The 24,403-nt window shown below is 62.6% G+C and carries 26 protein-coding genes; 6 read left to right on the top strand and 20 right to left on the bottom strand.

Annotated elements, in window-relative coordinates; genetic code table 11:
• Positions 1 to 6: 6 nt before the first annotated feature.
• The 7 genes from AB7828_RS10985 to purB form a co-directional block, all read right to left on the bottom strand.
• Positions 7 to 1,074: a threonine aldolase family protein gene (locus tag AB7828_RS10985; RefSeq protein WP_441230144.1), complete on the bottom strand. Its 1,068-nt coding sequence runs from the start codon at positions 1,072 to 1,074 to the stop codon at positions 7 to 9.
• A gap of 247 nt (positions 1,075 to 1,321) precedes the next feature.
• The gene (gene rpsD / locus AB7828_RS10980) at positions 1,322 to 1,939 is read right to left on the bottom strand and encodes a 30S ribosomal protein S4 (RefSeq protein WP_089265666.1); all 618 of its coding nucleotides are present in this window, start codon (positions 1,937 to 1,939) and stop codon (positions 1,322 to 1,324) included.
• 284 nt (positions 1,940 to 2,223) lie between these two features.
• Positions 2,224 to 2,994 carry an HpcH/HpaI aldolase family protein gene (locus AB7828_RS10975; RefSeq protein WP_439083165.1) on the bottom strand — a complete coding sequence of 257 codons (771 nt, stop codon included), beginning with the start codon at positions 2,992 to 2,994 and terminating at the stop codon, positions 2,224 to 2,226.
• A gap of 17 nt (positions 2,995 to 3,011) precedes the next feature.
• Positions 3,012 to 3,419: a cupin domain-containing protein gene (locus AB7828_RS10970; RefSeq protein ID WP_093756467.1), complete on the bottom strand. Its 408-nt coding sequence runs from the start codon at positions 3,417 to 3,419 to the stop codon at positions 3,012 to 3,014.
• A 79-nt stretch (positions 3,420 to 3,498) separates the two neighbouring features.
• A complete protein-coding gene (gene murI / locus AB7828_RS10965) occupies positions 3,499 to 4,290 on the bottom strand; it encodes a glutamate racemase (RefSeq protein ID WP_441230143.1) in 792 nt (263 codons plus the stop codon).
• 322 nt (positions 4,291 to 4,612) lie between these two features.
• The gene (locus AB7828_RS10960) at positions 4,613 to 5,167 is read right to left on the bottom strand and encodes an MOSC domain-containing protein (protein WP_441230142.1); all 555 of its coding nucleotides are present in this window, start codon (positions 5,165 to 5,167) and stop codon (positions 4,613 to 4,615) included.
• 82 nt (positions 5,168 to 5,249) lie between these two features.
• Positions 5,250 to 6,560, bottom strand: coding sequence for an adenylosuccinate lyase (gene purB, locus AB7828_RS10955; RefSeq protein WP_441230141.1), 1,311 nt, complete (start codon positions 6,558 to 6,560; stop codon positions 5,250 to 5,252).
• 201 nt (positions 6,561 to 6,761) lie between these two features.
• Between purB and AB7828_RS10950 the strand changes: the two genes are divergently transcribed.
• Both AB7828_RS10950 and AB7828_RS10945 read left to right on the top strand, forming a co-directional pair.
• Positions 6,762 to 7,637 carry a hypothetical protein gene (locus AB7828_RS10950; protein ID WP_441230140.1) on the top strand — a complete coding sequence of 292 codons (876 nt, stop codon included), beginning with the start codon at positions 6,762 to 6,764 and terminating at the stop codon, positions 7,635 to 7,637.
• Between the two features lie 7 nt (positions 7,638 to 7,644).
• The gene (locus AB7828_RS10945) at positions 7,645 to 8,154 is read left to right on the top strand and encodes a hypothetical protein (RefSeq protein WP_120292740.1); all 510 of its coding nucleotides are present in this window, start codon (positions 7,645 to 7,647) and stop codon (positions 8,152 to 8,154) included.
• 267 nt (positions 8,155 to 8,421) lie between these two features.
• Here the strand turns inward: AB7828_RS10945 and AB7828_RS10940 are convergent, their stop codons facing one another.
• Together AB7828_RS10940 and rpe are read right to left on the bottom strand one after the other, a co-directional pair.
• Positions 8,422 to 9,210, bottom strand: a complete 789-nt coding sequence (locus AB7828_RS10940) for a DUF2259 domain-containing protein (protein ID WP_231080056.1) — start codon at positions 9,208 to 9,210, stop codon at positions 8,422 to 8,424.
• A 541-nt stretch (positions 9,211 to 9,751) separates the two neighbouring features.
• Positions 9,752 to 10,453, bottom strand: a complete 702-nt coding sequence (gene rpe, locus AB7828_RS10935; RefSeq protein ID WP_093756461.1) for a ribulose-phosphate 3-epimerase — start codon at positions 10,451 to 10,453, stop codon at positions 9,752 to 9,754.
• A gap of 278 nt (positions 10,454 to 10,731) precedes the next feature.
• On the opposite strand from rpe, the gene AB7828_RS10930 reads away from it, so the two are divergent.
• Positions 10,732 to 11,481 (top strand): EF-hand domain-containing protein, encoded by a 750-nt coding sequence (locus AB7828_RS10930; protein ID WP_441230139.1) that lies wholly within the window; start codon positions 10,732 to 10,734, stop codon positions 11,479 to 11,481.
• Here AB7828_RS10930 and AB7828_RS10925 read toward each other — a convergent pair.
• Together AB7828_RS10925 and AB7828_RS10920 are read right to left on the bottom strand one after the other, a co-directional pair.
• On the bottom strand, positions 11,446 to 11,697 hold the full coding sequence (locus AB7828_RS10925; RefSeq protein ID WP_441230138.1) for a KTSC domain-containing protein: 252 nt from the start codon (positions 11,695 to 11,697) through the stop codon (positions 11,446 to 11,448). The two genes, AB7828_RS10930 and AB7828_RS10925, sit on opposite strands and share 36 nt — an antisense overlap.
• A gap of 65 nt (positions 11,698 to 11,762) precedes the next feature.
• Entirely contained in the window at positions 11,763 to 12,755 is a 993-nt protein-coding gene (locus AB7828_RS10920; protein WP_175365827.1) for a P1 family peptidase, read from the bottom strand.
• Positions 12,756 to 12,893: 138 nt separating this feature from the next.
• Between AB7828_RS10920 and AB7828_RS10915 the strand changes: the two genes are divergently transcribed.
• On the top strand, positions 12,894 to 13,628 hold the full coding sequence (locus AB7828_RS10915; protein WP_175365826.1) for a cytochrome c biogenesis CcdA family protein: 735 nt from the start codon (positions 12,894 to 12,896) through the stop codon (positions 13,626 to 13,628).
• Positions 13,629 to 13,892: 264 nt separating this feature from the next.
• Here the strand turns inward: AB7828_RS10915 and AB7828_RS10910 are convergent, their stop codons facing one another.
• The 6 genes from AB7828_RS10910 to AB7828_RS10885 all read right to left on the bottom strand — a co-directional run bounded on the left by AB7828_RS10910 (position 13,893) and on the right by AB7828_RS10885 (position 20,381).
• Positions 13,893 to 15,008 carry a branched-chain amino acid ABC transporter substrate-binding protein gene (locus AB7828_RS10910; RefSeq protein WP_089265000.1) on the bottom strand — a complete coding sequence of 372 codons (1,116 nt, stop codon included), beginning with the start codon at positions 15,006 to 15,008 and terminating at the stop codon, positions 13,893 to 13,895.
• 304 nt (positions 15,009 to 15,312) lie between these two features.
• Entirely contained in the window at positions 15,313 to 16,422 is a 1,110-nt protein-coding gene (locus tag AB7828_RS10905; RefSeq protein WP_441230137.1) for a branched-chain amino acid ABC transporter substrate-binding protein, read from the bottom strand.
• 147 nt (positions 16,423 to 16,569) lie between these two features.
• The gene (locus AB7828_RS10900; protein WP_439064656.1) at positions 16,570 to 17,292 is read right to left on the bottom strand and encodes an ABC transporter ATP-binding protein; all 723 of its coding nucleotides are present in this window, start codon (positions 17,290 to 17,292) and stop codon (positions 16,570 to 16,572) included.
• A gap of 11 nt (positions 17,293 to 17,303) precedes the next feature.
• Positions 17,304 to 18,134, bottom strand: a complete 831-nt coding sequence (locus tag AB7828_RS10895) for an ABC transporter ATP-binding protein (protein WP_089264997.1) — start codon at positions 18,132 to 18,134, stop codon at positions 17,304 to 17,306.
• On the bottom strand, positions 18,131 to 19,453 hold the full coding sequence (gene livM, locus AB7828_RS10890; RefSeq protein WP_175365824.1) for a high-affinity branched-chain amino acid ABC transporter permease LivM: 1,323 nt from the start codon (positions 19,451 to 19,453) through the stop codon (positions 18,131 to 18,133). The genes AB7828_RS10895 and livM overlap by 4 nt, the downstream gene beginning before the upstream one ends.
• A 10-nt stretch (positions 19,454 to 19,463) precedes the next feature.
• A complete protein-coding gene (locus tag AB7828_RS10885; protein WP_089264995.1) occupies positions 19,464 to 20,381 on the bottom strand; it encodes an ABC transporter permease subunit in 918 nt (305 codons plus the stop codon).
• Between the two features lie 318 nt (positions 20,382 to 20,699).
• Here AB7828_RS10885 and AB7828_RS10880 point away from each other — a divergent pair, with 318 nt between their 5' ends.
• Both AB7828_RS10880 and AB7828_RS10875 read left to right on the top strand, forming a co-directional pair.
• Complete coding sequence (locus tag AB7828_RS10880) at positions 20,700 to 20,852, top strand: hypothetical protein (protein WP_170849538.1); 153 nt, start codon at positions 20,700 to 20,702, stop codon at positions 20,850 to 20,852.
• A gap of 237 nt (positions 20,853 to 21,089) precedes the next feature.
• Entirely contained in the window at positions 21,090 to 21,701 is a 612-nt protein-coding gene (locus AB7828_RS10875; protein WP_210185291.1) for a hypothetical protein, read from the top strand.
• A 12-nt stretch (positions 21,702 to 21,713) separates the two neighbouring features.
• Here AB7828_RS10875 and AB7828_RS10870 read toward each other — a convergent pair whose 3' ends face one another.
• Genes AB7828_RS10870 through AB7828_RS10860 form a run of 3 tightly spaced genes read right to left on the bottom strand, consistent with a single transcriptional unit; the run spans position 21,714 to position 24,268 of the window.
• The gene (locus AB7828_RS10870; RefSeq protein WP_441230136.1) at positions 21,714 to 22,103 is read right to left on the bottom strand and encodes a carboxymuconolactone decarboxylase family protein; all 390 of its coding nucleotides are present in this window, start codon (positions 22,101 to 22,103) and stop codon (positions 21,714 to 21,716) included.
• Positions 22,104 to 22,116: 13 nt separating this feature from the next.
• On the bottom strand, positions 22,117 to 22,896 hold the full coding sequence (gene pcaD, locus AB7828_RS10865; protein WP_441230135.1) for a 3-oxoadipate enol-lactonase: 780 nt from the start codon (positions 22,894 to 22,896) through the stop codon (positions 22,117 to 22,119).
• A 22-nt stretch (positions 22,897 to 22,918) separates the two neighbouring features.
• Positions 22,919 to 24,268 carry a 3-carboxy-cis,cis-muconate cycloisomerase gene (locus tag AB7828_RS10860; protein ID WP_441230134.1) on the bottom strand — a complete coding sequence of 450 codons (1,350 nt, stop codon included), beginning with the start codon at positions 24,266 to 24,268 and terminating at the stop codon, positions 22,919 to 22,921.
• Between the last annotated feature and the right edge of the window lie 135 nt (positions 24,269 to 24,403).

The raw sequence follows: 24,403 nt of genomic DNA, 5'->3' as shown, positions 1-24,403 counted from the left end.
ATAAGGCTAAACCGCGCGCACCACGTCCCTGATCAACCCCAGCGTTTCCCCGATCATGTCCGCACTGACATCCAGATGCGTGCAGGCGCGGATGCGGCCGTCCATGGTGGCGAGCGATACGCCTTTCGCGCGCAAGGCTTTCACCATAGCAGCACCGCTGATGCCGGCGCCCGCGGGATCGAAGAACACGAGATTGGTCTCCGGCTGCTGAACGGCGATCCCGTCGATCTGGGCCAGTCCGCTAGCGAGTGCACGCGCATTGGCGTGATCGTCGGCGAGGCGCTCGACGTGATGGTCCAGCGCGTGGATGCAGGCGGCGGCAACGATGCCGGCCTGGCGCATCGAGCCGCCCAATCCCTGCTTCCAGCGCCACACTGCATCAATGTAGTCGCGCGTGCCGGCGAGTACGGCTCCGATCGGCGCGCCGAGCCCCTTACTGAAATCGATCCACACCGAGTCCCAGCCGTCGGACATCCTGCTCGCACCGATACCGGTGGCGACGCAGGCATTCATCAGTCGCGCGCCATCCATATGCGTAGCAAGGCCGCGGTCACGCGCGATGGTGACGATCGCTTCGAGATCGGATTTCGACCAGATGGTGCCGCCGCCGATATTGGCAGTCTGTTCGACGCTGACCACGGTCTGCGCTGCCTCGTAGCGCGTGCGCGGATGCAATGCGGCGCGCAGCGCATCTGGCGTGAACTTGCCATCGGCGCCGTCGAGCCCGGTAATCTGGAAGCCGCCAAGCGCGGCATGGGTGCCGCCCTCGCGCGAGAGGATATGCGCAGTGCGATGCGCGAGGATCTCGTCGCCGGGCCGGCAATGCGCCAGCAGGCCGGCGACATTGCACATGGTACCCGATGGCATGAACACGGCGGCTTCCTTGCCGAGCAGTTCGGCGACGCGGTCGCAGAGCGCATTCACCGTGGGATCGTCGCCGACCTGCTCATCGCCGACATCTGCCGCAGCCATCGCCGCGCGCATCGCGGGCGTGGGTTTCGTCTGTGTGTCCGACAGCAGATTGATGCGGACCGGCGGCTGTGATGGGTCGGGGCGAGCAGGAGTGAAGGGCATTGGGAATTCCACGTTGTTACACACCACAAGCTACCCCGTCATTGCGAGCCCGCAAAATCGTCTTGCGATTTTGCTGAGCGAAGCAATCCAGAGTGAACGAGCGAAGGCTGGATTGCTTCGTCGCTACGCTAAGGGGAAAGTTGCATGCAACTTTCCTTGACCTCGCAATGACGGCTGATGGGACAGAGGCCAAACAAAAAAGGCCCCGGAAAATCCGGGGCCTTGATCTCGTCTGCGCTGTCAGAAATTAGCGCGAATAGAATTCGACGATCAGATGCGGTTCCATCTGCACGGCGAAAGGAACGTCCGACAGCTGCGGAATGCGGATGAACTTGGCGGTCATCTTGCTGTGGTCGGTTTCGACGTAATCCGGGGTGTCGCGTTCGCCGAGCTGGCTGGCTTCCAGAACGAAAGCGAGCTGCTTGGAGGATTCCTTGATCTCGATGACGTCGCCGACCTTCACGAGATAGCTCGCGATGTTGACGCGCTTGCCGTTCACCTTGATGTGGCCGTGGTTGATGAACTGACGGGCCGCAAACATGGTGGCGACGAACTTGGCGCGATACACGACGGTGTCGAGGCGGCGCTCGAGCAGGCCGATCAGGTTTTCACCGGTGTCGCCCTTGAGACGTCCGGCTTCCACATAGATGGAGTGGAACTGGCGCTCGGAGATGTTGGCGTAATAGCCCTTCAGCTTCTGCTTGGCGCGCAGCTGCGTGCCGAAGTCGGAGAGCTTGCCCTTGCGGCGCTGGCCGTGCTGGCCGGGGCCGTATTCACGCTTGTTGACCGGAGACTTGGGACGACCCCAAATGTTCTGGCCCATACGGCGGTCGATTTTGTATTTAGCTTCACTACGCTTTGTCATCGCGTCCTCGATGTTCAATGGTCAATGTGAGGAGACGCGCCCTCCTGTGTACCGTGATCAGTCCAGAGTCTGGAAAATCTCGGCACCGACAGGTTCATTCCCAAAGCTGGGTGGAGAACCACGGGTGCGAAACGCTTCGCGGGCCGAAAACGGCCCGCGAGCAAGGCGGTTTCTAGGGGGAAGGCCCGGTTATGTCAATTGAAAGACAGGCGTTTTGCCGTTTGGCGGGCTTATAGCGCCAATCCGGCCGGTTTTGGCGCAAAATCGACCTCGAAATGGCAGTTTTACCGCCTGATGCCTTCGAATCCGGCGGCGATTCCGCGCTGGAACAGTGACCAGTCGAATCCCAGCGCCAGGGCCACATAGCCCCGCTCGATCATGGCGTTGCCCATCTCCGCGTTCAGCGCCGCGCCGCCCAGCGGCACGCCTGACTTGAGGATTCCCGCTTCGGCCTTTGCCACCAGCGCCTGCACCTCGGGATCGCCCGGCTGGCCGCGTTTGCCGATGGATGTCGCGAGGTCGCCGACGCCGATCACCGCGATGTCGATGCCCGGCGTGGCCATGATCTCGCCGATCCGGTTCACCGCATCGATATGCTCGATGGTGATCATGCAGATCATGCTGTCGTCGGCGCGCGCCATATAGTCGGGCATGCCGGTGTTCCACCGGAACGGCGCATGGAACGGTCCCCACAGCCGCTCGCCCTGGGTCGGATAGCGCAGGCTGCGCGCGGCCTTATACGCATCGTCGGCGCTGTTGATCATCGGGAAGTTGATGCCCATCGCACCGAAATCCATCGGTGCTTTCGCCAGCCATGGCTCGTTGGCGGCGATCCGCACCAGCGGCGTGCAGGGCGTGCCCGCGGTGGCCATGATCATCCCATGGGCGGTGTTGAGATCGATCGGGCCGTGTTCGAGATCGACGATGATCCAGTCGAGCGACTGCGCCATGATGCGCACGGTCTGGATCGACGGGATGGTCGCGATGGCCCCGAAAGTGGGGCGCCCCTCGCGCCATTTCTGCTTGAGATCGTGAAATGGCGCGGGGGTCGTCATCGTCACATGGGATCCTGTTATTTCGGCGCGGGCGTCGCCACCGGCTTGCCGTCTTCCACGACATAGACTGCCATGATCTTCAGGCCCTTGTCGCCGGTCTTCACGTCATGCGGAATCCCGGCCGGGACGGCATAGGAATCGCCGGCCTTGAGTGCCTGGTCCGGCTGGCCCTCGACGATCAGCGTCGCGTCGCCATCGAGGACGTAACCGGTATCGACACCTGGATGGGTATGGCGGCCGGCGAGCTGGTTCGGGCCGAGTTCAGCCACGACCGTCACGATGCGATGGCCGGCGGGATATTTGACGTCCTGCAGCGGCGTGCGCTTGATGCCTTGTGCACTGGCAGCACCGGCGCAGGCCGTGATCGCGGCGCCAACGAGCAGTGTCTTGAGAAGGCCATTCTTCAAAAAATTCGTATCGAGCATGCTGGTCTCCCTTTGCCGTTCTCTTTTCGGAACGGCGCGCCGCAAGGCTAGCAGCGCGCAAGGGAAAGTCGAGCGCTCGCTAGGCCGCGACCTGTCCGCCGAAGAACGGCGCCAGTGCCTCCGGCCAGGCATGGCGCTTGCCGGAAGTGTAGAGCAGCACGGCATCGCCGGGCGGCACGCCGGGCTGATGATCGCCGATCAGGCCGACCACGCGGCGTGCGATTGCCGGGGCCGGATCGATCCATGCCACCGGCCACGGCGCGATGCGATTGAGGTGGTCGAGCAACAGCGGGTAATGCGTACAAGCGAGCACGATCGTGTCGGTGCGGGCACCGACGGCGTCCTGCACGAAGCAGGGTGCGATCTCGCGAAACAGGTCGGCGTCGTCGATGCGTTGGCCGCCGAGTGCGCCTTCCGCCAGTGCGGCGAGTTCGGCGGAGCCGACCAGCGTGACGATGCAGCCGCCGCCGAATTCGCGGATCAGTGTCTGGGTATATTCGCGCTTCACGGTACCTGACGTGCCGAGCACCGAGACGCGCTTGCTGACCGAGCGCGCGCAGGCCGGCTTGATCGCCGGCACCGTGCCGACAAAGGGCACGGCATAGGCGGCGCGCAGATGGCTGAGCACCAGTGTCGAGGCGGTGTTGCAGGCGATCACCACGAGATCCGGCCGGTGCGCAGCGATCAGCTCGCCCATCAGCGGCACGACGCGGCTGATCAGCGCCTCCTCGGTGTGCTGGCCGTAGGGAAAGAACGCGTCATCGGCCACATAGACATAGCGGGCATCCGGCCGCGCCTTGGCGATCTCGCGCTGGACGGTGAGGCCGCCGAGACCGGAGTCGAACACAAGGATGGTGGGACGCGTCGGCATCATGAGAGCCTAGGGGAGGATGGTTACTGCGGAGTTGCTGCGGGTCTGGCAATCAAGACAGGGGCATTCGGGCTTTTTCGGGAAGGGCTGGGCTCCTTCTTAACCTCTCCCCGCTCTGCGCGGGGAGAGGTCGACCGGCGTAGCGCAGCGAAGCCGGGCGGGTGAGGGGCATGGCACGGGCTCACCGCTTGTTGCTCTCTCTCGGATCGGAATCTTCGATCCGAAAACGAGACGCATAGGACAGGCCAATGCCATGCCCCTCACCCCACCCCTCTCCCCGCGCAAGATGCGGGGAGAGGGAGCTTACCGCGCTCGCGGCTGGCTACACCGGCTCTAATGGCCGTTGCCTAACTTCGGGCAATACAGTCTCAATCGCATCGCCCGGCGCAACCTCGCCATCCGACACCACGATCGCCATCACGCCGGCTTTGTAGACGGCGCGGCCTTCTGCGTCGCGATCTTGCGTCGCTGCCTTCAATCCCTGCTGAAAGCGGTCCATCAGCACACAGGGTTCGCGCAGGCCGGTGAGTTCGATCACCGCATGTGTGCCCAGATGCAGCCGCGTGCCGGTGGGCAGCCCTGCGAGGTCGATCCCCGATGTTGTGACATTCTCGCCGAGATCGCCGGGCTGGATCGTGAAACCCTTGGCGCGCAATTCGTCGAACAGTTCGGACGGGATCAGATGCACCTGGCGTAGGTTCGGCCTGGCGGGATCGCGGCGGCGATCGTAGCGGTGCTTCACCAATGCGCCCATATGGCCATCGCCTTCGACGCCGAGACCCGCGAGCAGGCGGATGCTCAGGCTTGGCGTCTTGCTGAAGTGATGACCGCGCCGCAGGCATACGGCGACGATGTAGCCAGTGGACTCCGTCCTCATGGTGAGGAGGCGCCGCTTCGGCGCCGTCTCGAACCATGGCGTGTGGCGCTCATCCTTCGAGACGCGACGAAGACGTCGCTCCTCAGGATGAGGTACCGAACACGCGTGTGAAGATCGTGTCCACATGCTTGAGGTGATAGCCGAGATCGAATTTCTCGGAGATTTCGTCGTCGGTGAGATATTTCTTCACCTCGGGATCGCTCTTCAGCAGCGTCTGGAAGTCGCCTTCGCCGCGCCAGACCGGCATGGCGTTGCGCTGCACGAGCTTGTAGCTGTCCTCGCGCGAGGCGCCCTTCTGCGTCAGCGCGATCAGCACGCGCTGCGAATGCACGAGGCCGCCGAGGCGGTCGAGATTCTTCTGCATGTTGGCGGGATAGACCAGCAGCTTCTCGATCACGCCGGCCATGCGGTTGAGCGCGAAGTCGAGCGTCACCGTGGCGTCCGGGCCGAACATGCGCTCGGCGGAGGAGTGCGAGATATCGCGCTCGTGCCACAGCACGACGTTTTCCAGCGCCGGCGTCACATAGGCGCGCACCATGCGGGCGAGGCCGGTGATGTTCTCGGTCAGCACCGGGTTGCGCTTGTGCGGCATTGCCGACGAGCCCTTCTGGCCTTCGGAGAAAAACTCCTCGGCTTCCAGCACCTCGGTGCGCTGCATGTGGCGGATTTCCACAGCCAAGCGCTCCATCGACGAGGCGATCACGCCGAGCGTGGCGAAGAACATCGCGTGGCGGTCGCGCGGGATCACCTGGGTCGAGATCGGCTCGGGCACGAGGCCCATTGCTTTCGCGACATGTTCTTCGACGCGCGGATCGATCTGCGCGAAGGTGCCGACAGCGCCGGAGATCGCGCAAGTCGCGACTTCCTTGCGGGCGGCGACGAGGCGCTCGCGGTTGCGGCTGAATTCGGCATAGGCATAAGCGAGCTTGAGACCGAAAGTGACCGGCTCGGCATGGATGCCATGCGAGCGGCCGATGGTCGGCGTCATCTTGTGTTCGAAGGCGCGGGTCTTCAGCGCGGCGAGCAGGCGGTCGATATCGGCGATCAGGATATCGGCGCAGCGCGTGAGCTGCACGTTCAGGCAGGTGTCGAGCACATCCGATGACGTCATGCCCTGATGCACGAAGCGCGCCTCGGGGCCGACGATTTCGGCCAGATGGGTCAGGAAGGCGATGACGTCATGCTTGGTCTCGCGCTCGATCTCGTCGATGCGCTCCACATTGAAGGTGGCATCCTTCGCCTTGGCCCAGATCGTCTTCGCCGCGTCCTTCGGAATGGTGCCCAGTTCCGCCAGCGCATCGGCGGCATGCGCCTCGATCTCGAACCAGATCTTGAAGCGGGTCTGCGGCTCCCAGATGGAGGCCATTTCCGGACGGGTATAGCGAGGGATCATCGACGTCTCTGACTGTTGGGGGTTACGCCGCGCTTTAGCAGATCGGGGCGGGGGAGGCCACCTCGGAGAAGGGGGCTTGGCGCGAAACCGCCGACGATACCGCAAACATCCGGCATGGCACCCGGGCGGCGCAGTGTGGCTGGACACTAGGTTTATGATCTTGTAAGATTATAGTCTTAGGAAAGAAGGGTGGAGGTTGCAATGGGAATAATGCAGGAACTGGACGAGATCGATGGAACGCTAGCCCGCCTGAGGTACGAATTGTGCGGGCTCAAATTGGAATTGAAGTTTCGAAGGTTGATCAATCGGAAAGCTGGATTCGACGCCGGTCAGCCGCGGGACGCCCTTGGCATGTGGACCGATGGTAGTGGAGGTGCGTCAGTCGACGAGACGGGCGAAAATCAGGTATCTGCAACATTCGCAGATCTGGCAAGCGTCCCGCGGTTCGAGGAATTTCTCGGCGGAAATGGCAGTAATACGACTGAAGAATTCCTTCAAAATATAGCGGCCACGATTACGCAGGATACCGCACGAACAGGAATCCCGACTATCGACGAAACAACCGAGAAGCTATCGGCCGATTTAATCCGAGTTATGGATGGACTAGAATTTATCCCCGATCAAACGCCGCAAGCATACGGGATTGCGGTGCATGTCGCGTTTGCCACAAGGGTCAGGGCCGCCGACTATCCCGGGATTGGCGAGGACGGAGTTGAACAAAGCTTCCTTTTCAAGGAGGTCGTCGAATATGGCATTGCCGGCAGTATACGAACCGACGTAGCTTTGAGGGATGTAGGCGGTGACGTGATCGCGATCTACGACTTAAAGACCGGAGGCGCGGTACTGAGCGCATCAAGGGCCGATGAACTGAGAGCGCATACAGGGGCGTTGCCAAATACACCGGTTATTGAATTGAACTTTTTTCGTGGATCACGGCTAAAGCATGAGCAGATCGCGGAAAATTTTCGAGTTGATCCAGCCCCGCGCAACGGGGACGGTTGTGTGCGGGAATTATCTGATTATCAAGCCGAGCGTCTACGTCGCTCGCGGCTTTTTTCTCGACACCACGCCGCATAAGAATCAGATGAAGCTCTTCCGGGTGGTTATGCCATTGTATCGCCCGGGAGAATATTTCTCGCTCAATTATAGTAATACGATTTCTGGCGAACACGCCGGGTTATTTCTTGTCGACAGAAAAGCCTACGCTGAGTCTGCGTCAATCGTGCTCGATAAAATCAACCCGCATATCGAACCCCTAAGGAATCTTCACGGCCCCCGAGAGTTTCTTGGTTATATCTCCTGGATGGCGAGCAACCGCATGATGCCCGTTCGTCTCGATTTCGGGTTGACGCATTATTTGCTCGGCAACTTGCAGCAAGCGACCGACATCTTTCGCGGCATGGAACGGGATCTCGCCGACTACAAGCCGCAAAGACAGGACAGGTATCGGTCGGTGATTACGCAGGTTTTGGATCTGCTGGAAAACGACCCCGCAGCATTGCAACCACTGCTCGACACCTGGCGCGATGAGCAAATCGAGAAACTTGGACTGTCAGCAAGCGTAGTGCCGCCGCGGCTCCGACTGGTGCCTTGATCGGTCCGCGGCATTCTTTGCGCGATCCGCAGCGTCGGGAACCATCCTGGTCGTTCTGTCCGGGACCGAGTCATTCCGGAAAGTTGTTTCTCTCAGTCAGAATACAAGTGCCGACCTTTCATCCGTCATTCCGGGGCGCTCTTGCGCGGGCCCGGAATCCATAGACACGATGTCAGTTGTTGAGTGGGGCGTCTGGCCGTCGGCGCGATCGCCAAGATAGCAATGCTCGCGTAGCATCTGAAACAAGGCGATCCCAAAGCAGGAATGCTATTTCAGCGGCAACTTCGCCGTCACCGCCATGAACCGCCGGTTCGGCCCGGCGTGAAATTCATGCGCGTCCACGGTCTCCACGAGCACCGCAAGCGTCTGCGTGCCGTCCTTGGCCAGGTGATGGTAGACCTCGGCGATCCCATAGGCGGTGACGCAGCGCCGGCGCTTCGGCAATTGTTTGTCCTGCGCCAATGTAACGGGTACGGCGCCGTCGATGCTCAGTTGCAGCTTCATGCCGGCGACGATGACGCTGCCAAAGGTGCCGCGGCCGCCGGCGCCGTAACATGACGCCTTGCCGAGGGCCTGATCGGAGATCGTCAACGCCAGCTTGCGGCCGTCGGACAAGATGATGGCCTGCGTGGTGGCGAGCGGCTTCGGGTCCATCTGATAGATGCCGATCTCGTCCAGATCCATCGATGGCTTGCCGGCGAAGCGCGTGCCGGGCTCAGTGATACCAAGCTTGCCCAGCAGCGGCTTGGCCCTGGCCATCAACTCGGCGCGCACGGCATCCACTTCGCGCTCGTCATCGTCTTTGGTGCGAATGGAGAAGGGCGTGCCCTTCGCAAAGTCGTCGGTGCGCGTGTCGATCACCTGGATCTCGGCGACGATCTCGGTCGCATCATAGAGCTGCGTATAGTGCTCGAAGGCGAAATGCGCGCCGTCCGGCGAGAAGCCGATCACTTTGCGCGCGGCGGCATCCCCGGCCTGCGCCGTGCCGAGCAAGGCGAGCGAGAGCAGGGGAGCGAGCAGGAAGCGGCGAAAGCCGGCGATTGAATGCTGTGTCATCCCGATTGGTCGCGCGACGTGTCGCGAAGTTCATGGCTATATGGGTCTTCGCAGGTATTGACAACATTCCTTTAAGGATTATTATCCGAATTGTCCGGTTCGCGAGGGGCGCTTCTAGAGGCGTCTTGAGGTGGAACAGGGATGCGGCGCCTGCGGGCGGGAGGGAGACGTTCCCTCACGCACTCGGGAGGCCTTGGGTCACCGTCCGGCCTCACTACGGGGGTCTGCCACTCATGCTGGCTGGACGTGGCATTGGTGAACGGCGGGAAACCGTCGGGATCAGCGGAGTGCGGAGCTCTGCGCCTTTGCCCGGAAGAACGGTCCCGGGGACAGAAATCGCCGCGGTGGCGCGCCGTGAGGCGTTGCGCGGTTGCAGCTTGCCGGCGTTCCGGCGGGGTGGATCGCGACAGAAACCACCCCTTGCGCCTCACGGCGCGCTGCCACCCCTCATCGTTTGAGGGGAGACTATCCAAACAACTCGGGCTCATTGAGCCGCGAGACTGCGGAAGCGTGGCTGTTTGATATTTGAATCCGGAGAGCGCTACACCATCTCGCCGCGGGCATTCGCTGCTGCCGCGCGGATGCCGTCGATATTCGCCTTGTAGCTTTCCACCGTGCCGCCCTTGAATACGGCCGAGCCGGCAACGAAGGCATTGGCACCTGCTGCGGCGAGTTGTCCGGCGACTGCAGCGGACACGCCGCCATCGACTTCAATGTCGATCGGACGGCCCGCGGTCATCGCGCGCAGGTCCGAGATCTTGCCGAGCGCGGACGGAATGAAGGCCTGACCGCCGAAGCCGGGATTGACCGACATCACCAGCACGAGATCGACGAGATCGATCACATATTCGATGGCGGAGATCGGCGTGCCGGGATTGAGCGAGACGCCGGCCTTCTTGCCGAGATTGCGGATCGCCTGCAGCGAGCGATGCAGATGCGGGCCCGCCTCGGCATGGACGGTGATGTGATCGCAGCCGGCCTTGGCGAAGGCTTCGAGATAGGGATCGCATGGCGCGATCATCAGATGCGCGTCGAAGATCTTTGTCGTGTGCGGGCGCATCGCCTTGATGACGTCGGGGCCGTAGGAAATGTTCGGCACGAAATGGCCGTCCATGACGTCGAGATGCATCCAGTCGGCGCCGGCGGTATCCACGGCGCGGACCTCTTCGCCAAGCCTCGCGAAATCAGCCGCCAGGATGGACGGGGCGATCACCAGCGGGCGGGGCGTGAAGCTCTGGGACATCGGGTTTCCTGAACGTTTTTGGGCGGCAGCGAATGGACCGCCTCGCGTAACATGGGGCCGGGGGACGGGCAACGCGCCAGCCACGGCCGCGCCATCGACGCGCTGCAGCAGGATAGTCCCGGCACATTCTGCCGCAAGGGCACGATTTGCCGGGAAACGCGCGCGGCCCGTGCGACCAAGGCCGTTGTTTTATCGAGCTTTTTTCGCTGGCATGGGGCTTGCTCCGTACTCCCCAGGGAATTCACGCCGCACGCTGCGGCATGATCAGGAATTTGACGATGCTGCCAGCCCTTGCTGCCGCCACCACCGCGATCGATGCGCTGCAGGCACTCACCAAGTCGAAGTCGAAGGCCGCGACCACCGCGACCGGTGTCACCCAGAAGACCGCCAGCCCGTTCGATGTCGCCAGCACGTCGACGGCGGCGAGCGCCACGTCATCGACGGCAACCTCCGCCACCAGCAGTACGAACAGCTCCTACAAGCTGGCCCCGGGCACCATGAGCACGCTGCTCGATGCCCAGAGTCAGCCCGCGACGGCAGCCTCTTCGGCGAAACGATCTGAAGCGCTGAGCAGACTGATGGGGATGCTCGACAGCGACGGCAGCGGCGGCATCAGCAAGGCGGAGTTCGAGAAGAAACTTGGCGCCGGCGGCACCAACACCGCCAATGCCGACAAGGTATTCGCCGAGCTCGACAAGAACGGTGACGGCTCGGTCAATATCGATGAACTGAGCCCGGCGCTGAATGGCGGCAAGGCACATCACGCCGGCGGCGGCGGTATGGGCGGTGGATCTGGTGGTGGCTCTGACACTGCTGGTTCGACCACAACGACCACGGTAAATGCTGATGGCAGCACCACGACGTCTATCGCCTATGCGGACGGATCGACGGTGAGTTCGACCACGGCCGTCCCCACGTCGTCCACGTCATCAACCGCAAGCTCGTCCTATAACGCAATCGAGAAGATGATCGCGCGTCAGGCGCAGCAGATCTCAAATGCGAAGTCGACGCTGGCGATCAGCGCCTGATCTGCGTTCCGATCCCGAACGCGGCAGTTCGCGATAGGCGAAGCGATCACGAATACGGTGATTGAAGAACGCGCCGCGTGACGCGGCGCTGCTGAAGGCCGCGTGAACTTCCGGCGGCACCTGCGCATAAGCATACCGGCGGCCGCTGGTGAAGGTGATGCGTAGTTCGCGGCTCACCGGATCATAAGTGACATGTCGAATCGCAGTCGACGGCATCGCAATCCTCCGAATGTCTCCCGGATAGAAACGATTACCGGCGCGATTGGTTGCGGAGCGATGACCTAGTTCCGGTCGCGAAACGCTGGAAGCGCGCCCGCAAACGGCAGCGCCGTCGCTTCATACACGCCACGCGCGATGGCGCGGGCGATCACATTGCCCGCGATCATGCCGAGCTCGGTCAAGCCCACCAGCGGATCGATCGGCTTCTCGCCCGTCGCGGCCGCAAACACGATGTCGCCGTCGAGCGGCGCATGCACCGGATAGATCGCGCGCGCAAATCCGGTCTGCGCCATCATGGCGAGACGCCGGGCCTGCGCCTTGGTCAGGATCGCATCGGTAACAACGACGGCAAGTGTCGTATTCTCAATCGAGGTTGCCGCCGGTCCGCCCTTGATACGCATCGCAAGCACCTCGGGCTTCAACTTGTTCGGCATGCCGTGTCCGCCGAACTCATTGCCGACTTCGAATGGCGCCGCCCAGAAGTGTGGGCCATCGTCGATGGTGACGCTGCCGACCGCATTGACTGCCGCGAGTGCGGCGACGCGCACGCCCGATGGCGTGACGGCGGAGGCCGAGCCGAGGCCGCCCTTGTAGTTGACTGTCGTGGCGCCCAGTCCTGCGCCGACGCTGCCGAGCTTGAAGTCATCGCTGGCTCCCGCCGCGGCGGCATAGCCGAGATCGCGATAGGGCGGAAAGCGGCCCCAGGCCTTGTCGCCGCCATTGAGCAGGTCGAACAGGATCGCGCCCGGCACGATGGGGATGACGGCATTGCCGATCTGGTAGCCGCGGCCTTGTTCGGCGAGCCAGGCCTGCACGCCGCCGCCGGCTTCGAGCCCGAAGGCCGAGCCGCCGGCCAGCGCGAGGCCGTGGATGGCATCCACGGTGTTCACAGGATCGAGCAGGGCGCTTTCGCGCGTGCCCGGTCCGCCGCCGCGGATGTCGACGGAGGCCACGGCCGGCCTGTCGAACAGGATGGCGGTGACGCCGGAGGCCAGTTGGGCGTCGTCCGCGTGGCCGACGCGAACGCCGGCGATATCGGTGAGCAGGTTCTTCATGGCGGTTCCCTCTTGGCCCGACCAGACCGCAGCAAGGCTGCCCGGTCAACCGATCACACATGATCACAACAGCCGGAAGTGGCGGGCATTTGATCCATCCCGCTTGCATCCCGTCATGTCAGCGGTGCATCTAGCCGCATGATCTCCGATGTCACGATCCCCGCCGCATTGATTGCTGGCATTGTCTCATTCCTGTCGCCCTGCGTGCTGCCGCTGGTGCCGCCCTATCTCATCTATCTCACGGGCGCGACCATCGAGCACGTCGCCAATGACGAGCAGGAAGCGGCCTCCCGGCGCGCGGTGATGATCTCGGCGGCCGTGTTCGTGCTGGGCTTCTCCACGGTGTTCGTGGCGCTCGGTGCCAGCGCCAGCCTGGTCGGCAGCGTGGTCCGCTCCTATGCGGCGGAACTGTCAATCGTTGCCGGCATCCTGATCATCCTGATGGGCCTGCATTTCCTCGGGCTCACGCGCATCGGGCTGCTGATGCGCGAGGGACGCCTGAGCATGCCCAGGCCGGTTGGCCTGTGGGGCGCCTATGTGATGGGGCTGGCTTTTGCGTTTGGCTGGACGCCGTGCATCGGTCCGATCCTCGCGGCGATCCTGTCGGTGGCGGCGGCGGAAGCAACGGTGACCAAGGGCGCGGGATTGCTCGCGGTTTATTCCCTCGGCCTCGGCATCCCGTTCCTGATCGCGGCCTTCATGGTTGAGCAGTTCTCCAGCGTGTTTGCGCGCATGAAGAAGCATCTCGTCCATGTCGAGCGCGCCATGGGCGTGTTGATGGTGATCACCGGTATCGCGTTTCTCACCGGCGCCGTGTCGAATGCCAGCATCTGGCTGCTGGAGACGTTTCCCGCGCTGCAGAATTTCGGGTGAGGGGCTCCCTCTTAACCTCGCCCCGCACTTGCGGGGAGAGGTCGGCGCGCAGCGCCGGGTGAGGGGCCTCACGCTGGAGATGACATAACCGATATCTATCGGGTCGGCAGATCAACAAAGTTAGCAACCCGCCCGGACAATATTCGATCCGATAGTCCGAGATGGGGCAGGTGCATACCATGCCCCTCACCCGGTCAGCTTCGCCGCCCGACCTCTCCCCGCAAAGAGCGGGAAGAGGTTAAGGGAAGCGCTCGCGGCGCCGCCTCAGGTTCCCTTCGCGTCGATCTGGGTGTAGTTGCCCTTGGCGTCCCACTTGTAGACGACATAGTCGATCGCCTTGATGTCGCCCTTGGCGTCGAACGCCATCTTGCCGAGCACGGTGTCCCATTCGCCGGCCTTGATCACATCCATCACCTTCTTGGTGTCGGTGGAGCCGGCCTTGGCAACGGCCTGCGACCAGACCTGGAACGCCGCATAGGTGTAGAGCGTGTAGCCTTCCGGATCGATGTTCTTGGCCTTGAACTTCTCGACGATCGCCTTCGCGGTCGGCTTGTTGCGCGGATCGGGGCCGAAGGTGAACAGCGTGCCTTCTGCCGCGGGGCCGGTGATGGAGGCGAATTCCTTGTCGTTCATGGCGTCGCCGGCCATCAATATGGTCTTGAGGCCCTGGTCGCGCATCTGGCGCAGGATCAGACCGGCTTCCTGATGATAGCCGCCGACATAAACCAGATCGATATTGTCGCGCTTCAGACGCGACACGATCGAGTTGAAGTCCTTGTCGCCCTTGTTGTAGCTCTCGAACATCTTTTCGGTGAAGCCGGCCTTGTTGAGCGCCTTCTTGGTCTCGTCGGCGAGACCCTTGCCGTAAGTGGTCTTGTCGTTGAGGATCGCGACGTTCTTGCCCTTGAAGTTCTTGGCAATGTAGTCGGCGGCGACAAGGCCCTGCTGGTCGTCACGGCCGCAGACGCGCAGCACATTGGCGAGCTTGCGTTCGGTGAACAGTGGGTTGGTCGAGGCAGGGGTGATCTGCAGCACGTTGCCGTCGGCATAGGCTTCGGAGGCCGGGATCGACGATGACGAGCAGAAGTGGCCGGCGACGAACGGCACCTTGGAGCTTGCGAACTTCTCGGCGATCGAGCGGGCCTGTTTGGGATCGCAGGCATCGTCACCAACCTGCAACGCCAGCTTCTTGCCGAGCACGCCGCCAGCGGCATTGAGATCGGCCACAGCCTGGTCCGCGCCGTTCTTCATCTGGCGGCCGAAGGCCGATTCGCCGCCCGTCATCGGGCCGGCGACCGCGACGTTGATGTCCTGTGCAAAAGCTGCGGTTGAGAGCAGCGACGCGGCAAAGGCCAGGCCGATTACATTCAATGGTTTCATGGGGATGATCCTCGCAAAGAGTTTTCGGCCACAAACGCAATCCGGCCGCCCGAACGATAGGATCATTCTCAACTTATTTTGATGCCGAGTCATCGGCAATTTTCGGCCGCAAACAGCCAGCCTGTGAGTCCGGCTGCGGCAGGTCGTCGCAAGAGCTTTCGCTGTGCGAGTCCGCTCCGGCGGATCAAAAAAGATGCCGAAACCGCCCTGGTGTGGGCAGTCGCGTCACGTCGGCTCCGCATCGACATCATGACGTGAGGCGAGCCGCACCTCTCGCTATGCGGGAGAGGTGCGGCCGGCAGGCTTACTGCTTCAGTTCGGCGTAGTCGCCCTTGGCGTCCCACTTGTAGACGACATAGTCGATCGCCTTGATGTCGCCCTTGGCGTCGAAGGCCAGCTTGCCGAGCACGGTGTCCCATTCGCCGGCCTTGATCGTGTCCATCACCTTCTTGGTGTCGGTGGTGCCGGCCTTAGCGACGGCCTGCGACCAGACCTGGAATGCCGCATAGGTGTAGAGCGTGTAGCCCTCGGGATCAATGTTCTTGGCCTTGAAGCGGTCGACGATCGCCTTGGCGGTCGGCTTGTTGCGCGGGTCGGGGCCGAAGGTGAACAGCGTGCCTTCCGCAGCCGGGCCGGTGATCGAGGCGAACTCCTTGTCGTTGATGGCGTCGCCCGCCATCAGCACCGTCTTGAGGCCCTGATCGCGCATCTGGCGCACGATGAGGCCGGCTTCCTGGTGATAGCCGCCCACGTAAACCAGATCGATATTGTCGCGCTTCAGGCGCGAGACGATCGCATTAAAATCCTTGTCGCCCTTGTTGTAGCTCTCGAACATCTTCTCGGTGACGCCGGCCTTGTTCAGCGCCTTCCTGGTCTCGTCGGCGAGGCCTTTTCCATAGGTCGTCTTGTCGTTCAGGATCGCGATATTCTTGCCCTTATAGTTCTTGGCAATGTACTCGCCGGCGACAAAACCCTGCTGGTCGTCGCGGCCGCAGACGCGCAGCACATTGGCGAGCTTGCGCTCGGTGAATAGCGGATTGGTCGAGCCCGGCGAGATCTGCAGCACATTGCCATCGGCATAGGCTTCCGATGCCGGGATCGACGACGACGAACAATAGTGACCGGCGACGAACGGAATGCGCGCGCTGGCGAATTTCTCGGCAATCGAGCGGGCCTGCTTGGGATCGCAGGCATCATCGCCGACCTGTAGCGCCAGCTTCTTGTTCAGCAGACCACCAGCGGCGTTGATATCGGCGACGGCGAGTTCGGCGCCATTCTTGAACTGGCGGCCGAAGGCGGATTCGCTGCCGGTCATCGATGATGCGACGGCGACAGGAATATCCTGCGCCGGTGCAACGGACGCCAGCGCAATCGAAGCACCCGCCGTCAGGCCGATGAGTTTGATGAATTTCATAGGAAGTCCCCGTGTTCCGTTCGAATGCAGACAAACGCGACGCCGTGACGGAATCGCGATTGGCGCATCATTCTACCTTCAAAATAGTGTCGATTGTTTGCATCGCTGTGCGTGTTCGATCGTCATGCGATGAAGCATATCGATCCGTCAGCCGTGCCGGCCGCCTTCGAGATAGGCGGAGCGGATTTCCGGGGCCTTCAGCAATTCGGCGCCGGTGCCTGACAGGGTGATCAACCCGTTGACCATGACGTAGCCGCGATGGGCTAGACGCAGCGCGTGATTGGCGTTCTGTTCGACGATCAGCACGGTCAGGCCGTCCTGCTTGTTGAGCACGCGGATCGCATCGAAAATCTGCTTGGCGATCAGCGGTGCCAGACCCAGCGACGGCTCGTCGAGCAGCAGCAGGCGCGGGCGGCTCATCAGTGCGCGGCCGATGGCCAGCATCTGCTGCTCGCCGCCGGACAGCGTGCCGCCGCGCTGGGTCATGCGCTCCTTGAGGCGCGGAAACAGCGTCAACACCTTGTCGAGGCTGACGGCGCGCTCGGCAGGACTGCTCTCATTGACGTCGGCGCCCATCTGCAGATTTTCCGCCACGCTCATACGCGGGAAAATCCGGCGGCCTTCCGGCGACTGCGCGATGCGCATCCGCGCGATCTCGTGGGTCGGTAGGTCGGTAATGTCCGTCCCGTCATAGGTGATCACGCCCGAGCGCGCCCGCGGCTTGCCGAAGATGGTCATCATCAGCGTCGACTTGCCGGCGCCGTTGGCGCCGATCAGTGCAACGATCTCGCCGTGCTTGATATCGAGATCGACACCTTTCAGCGCTTCGATCTTGCCATAGGATGCGTGCAGGCCGGCGATGGCGAGCATGGGGGCAGCGCTCACGTCTCGCCCTCCATCACCGCAATGGCTTCCTCTTCATCCGCGCCGAGATAGGCGGCGATGACTTTGGGATTGTCGCGGATCTGCTGCGGCGTTCCGTCGGCGATCTTCACACCGTAATCGAGCACGTTGATATGGTCGGAGATTTGCATCACGACGGACATGTCATGCTCGATGAGCAGGATCGATGTGCCATGTTCGGCGCGGATCTTGAGCAATAGCTCATTGAGTGCCGCGCTCTCGCGGGCATTGAGGCCGGCGGCGGGTTCATCGAGGCAGAGCAGTGCGGGTTCGGTACACATCGCACGCGCGATTTCGAGGCGGCGCTGGTCGCCATAAGGCAGGTTGCCGGCGGCATCGTCGGCGCGCTCCAGCAGGCCGATCTGATCGAGCCAGTAGCGCGCGAGGTCGATCGCAGCCTTCTCGGCGGCGCGATAGCTGGGCACGCCGAACAGGCCGAGAAGAGTGAAGCCCGAAGCGCGCATCAGCGTGTTGTGCTGCGCCACCATCAGGTTTTCCAGCGCGGTCATGCCGGGAAACAGCCGGATATTCTGGAAGGTGCGCGCGACCTTGGCGATCTTCGAGATGCGGAAGTCGTTCAGCCGCTCCAGCCGCCATTCACCATCGCTGTGGCGCAGCTTGATGGTGCCGGATGTCGGCTTGTAGAAGCCGGTGATGCAATTGAAGACGGTGGTCTTGCCGGCACCGTTGGGGCCGATCAGCGCTGTGATCTTGCCACGCTCGGCGGTGAAGGAGAGATCGTTGACGGCCACGATGCCGCCGAACCGCATCGTCAGATTCTCGACGCTGAGGATGTCGTTGATGTTCATCCGTGCCCCTCTTTGACGAGGTCGGACGAGATCACCGTGTTGCGTTCGAGAAAGACGGTTGGCGCGCGGTGGCCGATCAGGCCGCGCGGGCGCCAGATCATTAGCAGCACCATGGCGCCGCCGAACACCAGCATGCGGAATTGCTCAAGGCCTCTGAACAGTTCGAAGCCGCCGATCATCGCGAGCGCTGCGAGGGCCACGCCGAGTTGTGAGCCCATGCCGCCGAGCACGACGATGGCCAGCACCAGTGCGGATTCGTGGAAAGTGAAGGATTCCGGGCTGATGAAACCCTGACGGGTCGCAAAGAACGCGCCGGCGAAGCCGCCGAACATGGCGCCGGTGGCGAAGGCGGTGAGCTTCGTCGTCGTCGTATTGATGCCGAGCGCGCGGCAGGCGACTTCGTCTTCGCGCAGCGCCTCCCAGGCCCGGCCAATGGGTAGGCGGCGCAGGCGGATGGTGACCCAGTTGGTGAGCAGTGCGAGCGCGAGGATCAGATAGAACAGGAAGACGATGCGGTGGGTCGGCGAGAACTCGATGCCAAGGCGGTCAGCGAGGCCGCCATCGCCCGGCGTCAGCGGAATGCCGAACATGGTTGGACGCGGAATGCCGGAGATGCCGTTGGGACCACCGGTGAGAGTCTGCCAGTTGATGATGACGAGGCGGATGATCTCGCCAAAGGCCAGTGTAACGATGGCGAGGTAGTCGCCGCGCAGCCGCAGGACTGGAAAGCCGAGCAGCACACCGAAGAACGCCGCGAGGATACCGGCGAGTGGCAGGCAGATCCAGAACGACAGGCCGAAATTGGTGGCCAGCAGCGCGTAGGAATAGGCGCCGACGGCATAGAAGGCGACATAGCCGAGATCGAGAAGACCGGCGAGGCCGACCACCACATTCAGACCCCAGCCAAGCATCACGTAGGTCAGCACGAGAATGCCGAGATCGAGGATGTAACGCTCGTCGTAGAAGATCACCGGGACGAGAAAGGTGAAGATCAACAGCGCCGGCACCAGCGCACGGCCGGCGAAGGAAAATACTTTCTGCGCCGATGGCGGCACGACGCGCACGGTGTCCACCGGTCCCCACCAGTGGCGCAGCAACTCCATGACGATACTGCCGCCGAACACCACGGCGACCATGGCGGCGAGATCGCCGAAGCGCGTCCACCAGGTCAGTTGCCCGTCGGAGCCGGCCTCGGTGCGGATGCCGATCATCAGCGAGAACAGCACCAGCGCGACCAGTGCGGAGATCACGGCCTTCTTCAGGATGAATGCGGCGTCCGGCCCGCGGGCAGTCTTAGCTTGTGATGCGTTTGCTGCCACTTGGATCCCGTCAGACTTTTTCGACTTCGGGACGGCCGAGCAGGCCGGTCGGCAGGAAGATCAGCACCACGATCAGAATCGAAAAGGCGGCGACATCTTTGTATTCGGTGGAGAAGTAGGCGGCCCACAATGTCTCGATCAGGCCGATCAGCAAGCCGCCGAGCATGGCGCCAGGTAGCGAGCCGATGCCGCCGAGCACGGCGGCCGTGAAGGCCTTGATGCCGGCGACGAAGCCCATGAAGAAATCCACGAGGCCGTAATAGAGCAGGTACATCATGCCCGCGACCGCAGCCAAGGCTGCGCCGATCACGAAGGTCATGGAGATGGTGCGGTCCACATCGACGCCGAGCAGCGAGGCCATGGTCTGGTCCTGCTCGCAGGCGCGCATGTCGCGGCCGAGGCGCGTGCGCGCGACCAGCCAGGTGAACAGCGCCAGCAGCACGATGGTGGTGATGACGACGATGATCTGGATGTTGGACAAGCGTACGGCGAAACCGTCGGCGCCTTCATGCAGTGTGTAGCCGCCGGTGATGATCGGTGGCACCGGCTTGACGCGGGCGCCCTGTGCGACCTGCGAGAAATTGGTCAGCACAAAAGACATGCCGATCGCTGACAGCATCGGCGCTAGGCGGAAGGAATGGCGCAGGGGACGGTAGGCGATGCGCTCGATGGTCCAGCCATAGAGCGAGGTGATCGCCATCGAGACCAGGAGCACCAGCAGCAGGATCACCGGCACCGCGGTAAGGCCGATCGACACCAGGATGAGAAAAGTGATCAGCGCGATGAAGCCGCCGATCATGAAGATATCGCCATGGGCGAAATTGATCATGCCGACGATGCCGTAGACCATCGTGTAGCCGATCGCGATCAGGCCATAGATGGAGCCGAGCACGAGACCGTTGATCAGTTGCTGGGCGAAATAATCCATGCGCTGCCGAATTCGAGTGAGGCGCCACCATGATCCGGCAGCCGGATCATTGCGTCGTTGTATCGTTTTCTAACAGCGGCCATTGGAGGCGGCAACAGGGGCCGGTGCGGCTAAAGTAGCCTGTACATGCTGTTTTTCGCGGCGATTGGCGTCCGTTCACTTGCGCCGCAGCGCACACAAATCCCCGCCTTATTTGCGGCTGTTCCGGTGTCACAGTTGCGCCGTGCAACGGCCTTGCAATCATCACGCGGGAACCGAAACGAAGATCGGGGCTGCACGTTATCGGGCGTTGAATGGTTCAACACAGGAGATTGAAGAATGTCCAATCAGAACCAGCAAAAGCCCGGTCAGCAGAAGCCAGGCCAGCAGAGCCAGAACCCCGGGCAGCAGGGCCAGAAGCCCGGTCAGCAGCAGGGCGGTGGAATGAAGCCCGACCACGAGCAGGACCCGGGCCGGCAGGGCCAGAGATAGGCCGTCAGGCAGACATCAATCGAGATTTGGGTCGTTCTCAGCGACCCATGTGGAAGGCCCCGACGAAAGGCGGGGCTTTTCGTTTGGCAAGTCCCGATCGTATTTCCCCGCCGTTATCCCGGCAATTTTCGAATTAAGGTTACCAATTGGTTTACGTTGTCCGTCTGATTGAACGGGCGTTACGTCGGTGCAGGCGTGCGACTCCTGCGAGTCGCCGGCAGAGCGGTGGACGACGTGATGGATCAGAGCAGCGCAGACCAGACCGGAGCCCATCAGGGTGGAACTCTGCAGGCTGGCACGTTTCAGACTGGTACGTTTCAGACTTGGCGGATCAGCACGTTCACGGGCGCGCTGATCGCCTGCTATTTCATCCCGACCTGGACGATCTTCGCGTTCCGCATCATGGTCTCGCCGATCCAGGGCTTCTATGAGCGCCCCAATATTTCACTGGCGCTGTTTCTCAGCGACTACATGCAATTTTCCAGCATGGGCACGGTGCGCTATGCGTGGCTGCTCGCCGTCGGCAAGCTGACGGTGGTTGCTTTCTTCACGGTATTCCTGGTGTTCATCACACGCCCGAAAATCCGCAAGACGGGCGGCTGCGACGAAGCGTTGATGATGGCGCTTGGCATCGGCGGCGTGATCTCGTTCGCCAGCATGATGATGGCATCGAAGGTCGGCGAGATCGCCGCGATGCGGCTGCACATCACAGAATTGCTGTTGATGCTCGGCGCTGCAGTGCTGCTGGCGATCGAGCCGCCGCTGCGCCGCGCGGCGGCGCAGGAGCTTGATCCCGGGCAGCCGGGCAAGGCAGCCAACGACGCGGAGCTTTTACAGAAGGTCGCCTAAATAAAAGGTCGCCTAAATGGCCAGCCCGAGCTCTTTGATGATCGCGCCGGCTTCCTTGGTGGCGTGATTGGCCGCCGGGACGCCGCAATAGATCGCCTGCTGCAGCAGGATTTCCTTGATGTCATCCGGTGTGAAGCCGCCTTCGGTGAGGGCGGCGCGCACGTGCATGCGGAATTCGTCCCACTGGCCGAGCGCGAGCATGGTGCCGATCACCAATACGCGGCGCGTGCGGTCGTCGAAATGCGGCCGCGTCCAGATCTCGCCCCAGGCGTAGCGGCTGATCAGGTCGAGAAAATCCGTATTGAATGCGTTCTTCCCGGCGGCCGATTTGTCGACCCAGGCATTGCCGAGAACCTTGCGGCGTTTTGCGGTGCCTTCGGCGGCGCGCTGTTGCTCGTCCATCTTAGGTCTCCGTTCAGCGCTGTGTCAGGAAGCCAACGACGGCGTCAGTGAAGGCGTAGGGCTGTTCGACGTTCGAGATGTGTGCGGCGTCCAGGAGCGTCATGCTCGCGCCGGGGATGCTGCTGCGGATCAGTTCACCAGCCGCAACCGGTGTTGCGTTGTCCTGACGGCCGGCGATGACCAGCGTTGGGCTTTTGATCTTGGGGAGCAGCGCGCGCTGATCGAGCGTGCTCAGCGCCTCGCAGGCAGCAAGATAGCCTTCGACCGGTGAGGCGATCAGCATCGCCTTCATCTTCGCGGTGGTCTCGGGCTCGCGCTCACGAAAGTCAGCGGTCAGCCAGCCGCCGATGACGGCATCGGCCACCGCTTTGAGGCCACCCTCGCGCACCGCCTTGATGCGGTTGTGCCAGTTGGTCGGATCCGGGTAGTAGCAGCTGGTGTTGGCCAGGATGATCTTGTTGAAACGCTCAGGCGCGTTGGCGCCGAGCCATTGGCCGACCATGCCGCCCATCGACAACCCGCACCAATGCACCTTATCGATGTTGAGGTCGTCGAGGATCGCCAGCACGTCCTTGCCGTAGCGCTCCATCGAGGTCGGGCCGTTCATGCCGGACTTACCGTGGCCGCGCCGATCGTAGCGGATCACACGAAACAGCTTTGTCAGCGCCGGCATCTGCGGCTCCCACATCGCCATGGTACAGCCGAGTGAATTCGACATCATCAGCGTCGGCCCGCTGTCGCGGCCCTCCACGGAGACATTCAGTAGGCAGCCGTCGGCGTCGATCATGGGCATGGTGTGTCTCCCGAGTTTCTTCTTAACGGAGTGAGGCGAGCTGGCGGTCGATCAGGGCTTGCGAGATGCCCTGATAATCCATCGGTTCGAACAGTTTGGCGATCGCGGCAGCGCTAAGCTGCGCGCTGACCTTGGGATCGGCCGTGAGCACATCGCGCAGATGTTTCTTCTCGGCAACGGCGCGCTTGGTGGCGGCCTCGACCAGATGATGGGCGTCGCTCTTGCCGAGCTTTTCGGCGAGCGCAAAGGTCACGGCTTCCGCCATGATGAGGCCGTGGGTTTCATCGAGATTGAGGCGCATCCGCTCAACGTCGACCTCGAGCCCTTCGGCGATATCGACGATGGCGGCAAGGGCGCCCGATGTCACCAGCAGCAGCGTCGGCAGCGTCGGCCATTCGGCGTGCCACGGTCCGGCACTGCGTTCGTGATCCTGGATCTGAGCGGCAAAGATCGTTGCAGCGAGATTTGGCGCCATAGTCGCGGCGCCAAGCGCAGAGGCTGATGCCACAGGGTTACGCTTGTGCGGCATTGTCGAGGAGCCGCCTCGGCCTTCGCCAGAGGGCTCGAACGCCTCGCCGACATCGGTCTGCATCATCAGCGAGACGTCACGGGCGATCTTGCCGCAACTGCCGGACAGGATCGCCAGCACGGAAGCCACTTCGGCGATACGGTCGCGATGGGTGTGCCATGGCGCATCGGGCAGCGGCAGCTGCAATTCCTTGGCGAGTTGCTCTGCAACGACGAGCCCCTTGTCGCCGAGCGCAGCAAGCGTGCCGGCGGCGCCGCCAAATTGCAGTGCGAGACCTTCGGCGCGCAATCGCTTCAGGCGCAGGCGCGAGCGGTGCAGTGCCGAGGCATATTCGGCGAGCTTCAGCCCGAATGGCATCGGCAGCGCGTGCTGCAGCCAGGTGCGGGCGACCACAGCGGTGTTGCGGTGCTTGACCGCAAGGGCTGCAAAGCCGGCGATGGCGCGGTCGAGATCCGCGAGCAGAGAGTCAATGGCGGCGCGCAGGCCGAGCATGGTGGCGCTGTCGATGACGTCCTGACTGGTGGCGCCCCAATGCACGTAGCGCGCAGCCTCGGTATCGGCCTTCGCCACTTTGGCGGTGAGCGTCTTGACCAGCGGGATGGCGAGATTGCCGGAACGCGTGGCTGCATCGGCCAGGGCAGCCAGATCGAATTGGTCGGCTTTGCAGGCGGCCTCAATGGCCGTCACCGCGCTGGCGGGAATCACCCCGACTGCGGCCTCGGCCCGCGCCAGTGCGGCTTCGAAGTCCAGCATATGCTGCAAATGGGTGGTATCATCGCAAACCGCACGCATCGCGGGGCTCGACAACAAGGGTGCCAGCAGAGGGGACAGGGATGTGCTCATCTGTGCGGGACCTAACCATTCCGGCGAGAGTCTGCCAATCCCCCGCAATCTTCTTGTCGCCGTCCCCTGTTGCACTGCGAATAGGCATCGCCTCATCCCGCCGGACGGTCTTTCCTTTGCGCCGTCCGTGCATTA

This window comes from Tardiphaga sp. 215_C5_N2_1 (genome assembly GCF_052076055.1).
Lineage (GTDB): Bacteria > Pseudomonadota > Alphaproteobacteria > Rhizobiales > Xanthobacteraceae > Tardiphaga > Tardiphaga robiniae.
The sequence above is the reverse complement of the archived record's forward strand: the minus strand, read 5'-3'. Positions and strand labels throughout refer to the sequence as shown.

Excerpts from the sequence above, each read along its gene's own strand:
- AB7828_RS10945 (WP_120292740.1), top strand. The coding sequence starts at position 7,645 with ATGAAGCTCTTCCGGGTGGTTATGCCATTGTATCGCCCGGGAGAATAT.
- AB7828_RS10885 (WP_089264995.1), bottom strand. The coding sequence starts at position 20,381 with ATGGATTATTTCGCCCAGCAACTGATCAACGGTCTCGTGCTCGGCTCC.
- AB7828_RS10900 (WP_439064656.1), bottom strand. The coding sequence starts at position 17,292 with ATGCTCGCCATCGCCGGCCTGCACGCATCCTATGGCAAGATCGAAGCG.
- AB7828_RS10920 (WP_175365827.1), bottom strand. The coding sequence starts at position 12,755 with ATGAAGAACCTGCTCACCGATATCGCCGGCGTTCGCGTCGGCCACGCG.
- AB7828_RS10915 (WP_175365826.1), top strand. The coding sequence starts at position 12,894 with ATGATCTCCGATGTCACGATCCCCGCCGCATTGATTGCTGGCATTGTC.
- AB7828_RS10960 (WP_441230142.1), bottom strand. The coding sequence starts at position 5,167 with ATGAGGACGGAGTCCACTGGCTACATCGTCGCCGTATGCCTGCGGCGC.
- rpsD (WP_089265666.1), bottom strand. The coding sequence starts at position 1,939 with ATGACAAAGCGTAGTGAAGCTAAATACAAAATCGACCGCCGTATGGGC.
- rpe (WP_093756461.1), bottom strand. The coding sequence starts at position 10,453 with ATGTCCCAGAGCTTCACGCCCCGCCCGCTGGTGATCGCCCCGTCCATC.
- AB7828_RS10910 (WP_089265000.1), bottom strand. The coding sequence starts at position 15,008 with ATGAAACCATTGAATGTAATCGGCCTGGCCTTTGCCGCGTCGCTGCTC.
- AB7828_RS10950 (WP_441230140.1), top strand. The coding sequence starts at position 6,762 with ATGGGAATAATGCAGGAACTGGACGAGATCGATGGAACGCTAGCCCGC.
- AB7828_RS10985 (WP_441230144.1), bottom strand. The coding sequence starts at position 1,074 with ATGCCCTTCACTCCTGCTCGCCCCGACCCATCACAGCCGCCGGTCCGC.
- AB7828_RS10930 (WP_441230139.1), top strand. The coding sequence starts at position 10,732 with ATGCTGCCAGCCCTTGCTGCCGCCACCACCGCGATCGATGCGCTGCAG.
- AB7828_RS10895 (WP_089264997.1), bottom strand. The coding sequence starts at position 18,134 with ATGAACATCAACGACATCCTCAGCGTCGAGAATCTGACGATGCGGTTC.
- murI (WP_441230143.1), bottom strand. The coding sequence starts at position 4,290 with ATGCCGACGCGTCCCACCATCCTTGTGTTCGACTCCGGTCTCGGCGGC.
- AB7828_RS10905 (WP_441230137.1), bottom strand. The coding sequence starts at position 16,422 with ATGAAATTCATCAAACTCATCGGCCTGACGGCGGGTGCTTCGATTGCG.
- AB7828_RS10925 (WP_441230138.1), bottom strand. The coding sequence starts at position 11,697 with ATGCCGTCGACTGCGATTCGACATGTCACTTATGATCCGGTGAGCCGC.
- pcaD (WP_441230135.1), bottom strand. The coding sequence starts at position 22,896 with ATGCCCATGATCGACGCCGACGGCTGCCTACTGAATGTCTCCGTGGAG.
- AB7828_RS10860 (WP_441230134.1), bottom strand. The coding sequence starts at position 24,268 with ATGAGCACATCCCTGTCCCCTCTGCTGGCACCCTTGTTGTCGAGCCCC.
- AB7828_RS10880 (WP_170849538.1), top strand. The coding sequence starts at position 20,700 with ATGTCCAATCAGAACCAGCAAAAGCCCGGTCAGCAGAAGCCAGGCCAG.
- AB7828_RS10875 (WP_210185291.1), top strand. The coding sequence starts at position 21,090 with ATGGATCAGAGCAGCGCAGACCAGACCGGAGCCCATCAGGGTGGAACT.
- AB7828_RS10940 (WP_231080056.1), bottom strand. The coding sequence starts at position 9,210 with ATGACACAGCATTCAATCGCCGGCTTTCGCCGCTTCCTGCTCGCTCCC.
- AB7828_RS10870 (WP_441230136.1), bottom strand. The coding sequence starts at position 22,103 with ATGGACGAGCAACAGCGCGCCGCCGAAGGCACCGCAAAACGCCGCAAG.
- AB7828_RS10975 (WP_439083165.1), bottom strand. The coding sequence starts at position 2,994 with ATGACGACCCCCGCGCCATTTCACGATCTCAAGCAGAAATGGCGCGAG.
- AB7828_RS10970 (WP_093756467.1), bottom strand. The coding sequence starts at position 3,419 with ATGCTCGATACGAATTTTTTGAAGAATGGCCTTCTCAAGACACTGCTC.
- purB (WP_441230141.1), bottom strand. The coding sequence starts at position 6,560 with ATGATCCCTCGCTATACCCGTCCGGAAATGGCCTCCATCTGGGAGCCG.